We start from the raw sequence: 2781 nt of genomic DNA on the forward strand, positions 1-2781 counted from the left end.
AGATAAAGACATTAATTATCTTCAGCCATTATGTGAGAAAATGGCTATTGAGCGTGCAGGTGCAGATGCGAATATTGGAGATTTTGTTTACAATGCAAATGTGGGAAGAAATGAACTTTTTGAAGCAATGTGCGAATTGGATGTAAGCGCCCGTGAATTGAAACCGATTATGGCCAAAATACATACTTGTTTTGACAAATTAATTTATTATACCGTTTTAAAATACTCAGAAATTATATCGAGGAATTTAGAAGAAAAACAGCAATATATAAATGAAACACATAAAGAAAGGCTTACGATTCTAGGGCAAATGTCGGCTAGTTTTGTGCATGAATTTCGTAATCCGTTAACTTCGATTATGGGATTTGTCAAGCTATTGAAGACAGACCATCCTAACCTATCGTATTTAGATATTATTTCACATGAATTAGATCAATTGAATTTTAGGATTTCGCAATTTTTACTTGTATCGAAAAAAGAAATGTGGAATGAATCGGAACGTTTTTGGCTAAATGACTTATTTCAAGATACTATACAATTCTTATATCCAAGTTTAGTTAATGCAAATGTTTTGATTGAAAAGAATTTGCCGTATCCTATTCCACTCGTTGGTTACCGGAGTGAAGTGAGGCAAGTAGTTTTAAATATTTTAATGAATTCGATTGATGCTCTTGAATCGGTGAAAGAAGAGCGGAAAATTATCATTGATGTATTTGAAGAGGATCAGGCTGTGCGCATTGTTATAAAAAATAATGGACCTATGATTCCAGCAGAAAATGTAGAGACTATTTTTGAGCCATTTGTAACTACTAAAAAGCTAGGAACTGGTATCGGATTATTTGTATGTAAACAAATTGTAGAAAAACATAATGGATCCATATTGTGTCGTTCGAATAACGATTGGACAGAATTTCAAATTACGTTTCACAAGTAAACAGTCTACACCATACGAATGGTGTAGACTGTTTTAATTTGTAAGTATAACGGTCTCTAATTTTGGATCCTCAGTTGAATAACCTACCATTGAAATTGTGTAAATTGTATTTGGTTCAACGTTGAATTTCGGAATGGTTAATAGTACTTTTTTTGTATCCGCAAGTGAAACTTCAATATCTGCTGTACCAGGGCTAACTTGTAAAAAATCTGTTATTTGTTTAAAGAGTACATTTTCAAATAAATGATCCCCATCTTTTAAATTTACATTTACTACTGGAGTGTCTGGTGAAAAATGTGCAAACCGTATTTTTGCTTGACCAGATGGTAAATGAGTATTATCAAGAATAGGTTGTAATTGGAGATGATTATCGCTATTGACCGCTGCAAGGGTATAAGCGTGATTCCCCATTATTGGTACTAATGCTGAGAATATTGGAGTTTCGTTTCCGACAGGGACAATAYCAATACGGTATTTACCTTGTACTAATGATAAATAAGGACTGAATTGTTTAAAAGAAATATTTTTAATAACCTTTTGTCCGTTTATTATAATATCAACTGCTGGTGTATGGGGAGCTGTGTGAAAAATTCTCATATGTGACGGTAAAGTTGCTTCTTGTGAATCTCTCTTTTCATATGCTTGTACAAGTTTTGTAATTGCATCATGGTATTTCATATAGAGTTCTACATATCTTTTAGGATTGCTATATTGATAGTAACGAGCGAGCTGTTCGTAACGTGCAGCTTCTTGTCCATACTTTTCAATTTCGGATTGAGTCATGAACATTCCTCCTTTATCATCATTACAAATATATGCGAAGCTAGAAAGAGGTTATGCAAAAAACTTACCTTTCTAGAAGGAAAAGTTAAAATAGGGATTTTTTTATTTATAGGCAAACACACATACAAATCGATAATTGTCCTACATAAATTATAAAGGAAAGGTAGTTTGACTTTTATGGAAGGAGTGGAACCCTAGGGATGGGGATATCCCAATAGTTATTGGGAATGAAGTTATGGAGGATTTGGTGCAATAGGCTGTGGGACGAATTATGGATTTGCATTATGAGTATTTCTATTAATTTTAGTGATGCGTTGGATAAGGTAATCCCGATAAAAGAGCGTCGTGCCGAACTGATTAATATGGTTAATCGGTTCTTTTTTTATTGTTCTAAACAGGTGATACTATTTGTTAAGTAATAATTACAATAAATGTGGCGAAGTAAAATGTCGAATTTTGTTTGAAAATATGCAATATAAAGTAGGATAATAGGAAGGAGAATAACGGGAGTTCCGTCGAAGTTTACACAATGTCAGCAATTGAGGGGAGCTGATATTATGTTAAAAAAATATTCAATTTGTTGTTATCTTAAATCAGAGAGGGGTATTTAAGCGTACAGGTAAGGGTTGGTCTTCATTTTAAGTTCTGAATTTTCTGTTTTCAAAATAATATTTAGCACTCATTTGTATATTTTATAATAGTTTTTTGATAAATTCACTGCTTTCGCAGAGGGTTCTTTTTTATGAAAGAAACGTCAATTTTCTTCATATATATATACAAATTGGAGAAATGGGGGAGCGCTATGCGCGATTACTTAATTAAGMCACTTGTTGGTCAGCCGTATCCAATGATTTCACATGGAAAAGGTGTTTATTTATATGATCAAAACGGAAATAAATATTTTGATGGTTCGTCAGGAGCGATTACGGCAGGTATTGGACATGGCGTAACAGAGATTGCGGAAGTTATTAAAAAACAGGCAGAGGAGATTGCGTTCGTTTATAGATCACAGTTTACGAGTGAACCGGCTGAAAAATTAGCGAAGAAGTTGAGTGATTTAAGTG

Annotated in this window: 3 protein-coding genes; 2 read left to right on the forward strand and 1 reads right to left on the reverse strand. The window is 33.4% G+C overall.

The features are described 5' to 3' along the window. On the forward strand, positions 1–934 hold a 934-nt coding region (locus tag AC1DTM_RS21785; RefSeq protein WP_477000855.1), incomplete at its 5' end, for a BA2291 family sporulation histidine kinase. A 33-nt stretch (positions 935–967) separates the two neighbouring features. Here the strand turns inward: AC1DTM_RS21785 and AC1DTM_RS21790 are convergent. Then, the gene (locus tag AC1DTM_RS21790) at positions 968–1717 is read right to left on the reverse strand and encodes a DUF4397 domain-containing protein (protein WP_477000856.1); all 750 of its coding nucleotides are present in this window, start codon (positions 1715–1717) and stop codon (positions 968–970) included. Between the two features lie 802 nt (positions 1718–2519). Between AC1DTM_RS21790 and AC1DTM_RS21795 the strand changes: the two genes are divergently transcribed. Beyond that, positions 2520–2781: aminotransferase class III-fold pyridoxal phosphate-dependent enzyme (locus AC1DTM_RS21795; protein WP_477000857.1), on the forward strand; the 262-nt coding region annotated here is incomplete at its 3' end.

The sequence above is a fragment of the Bacillus sp. P4_D3 genome (assembly GCF_056401855.1).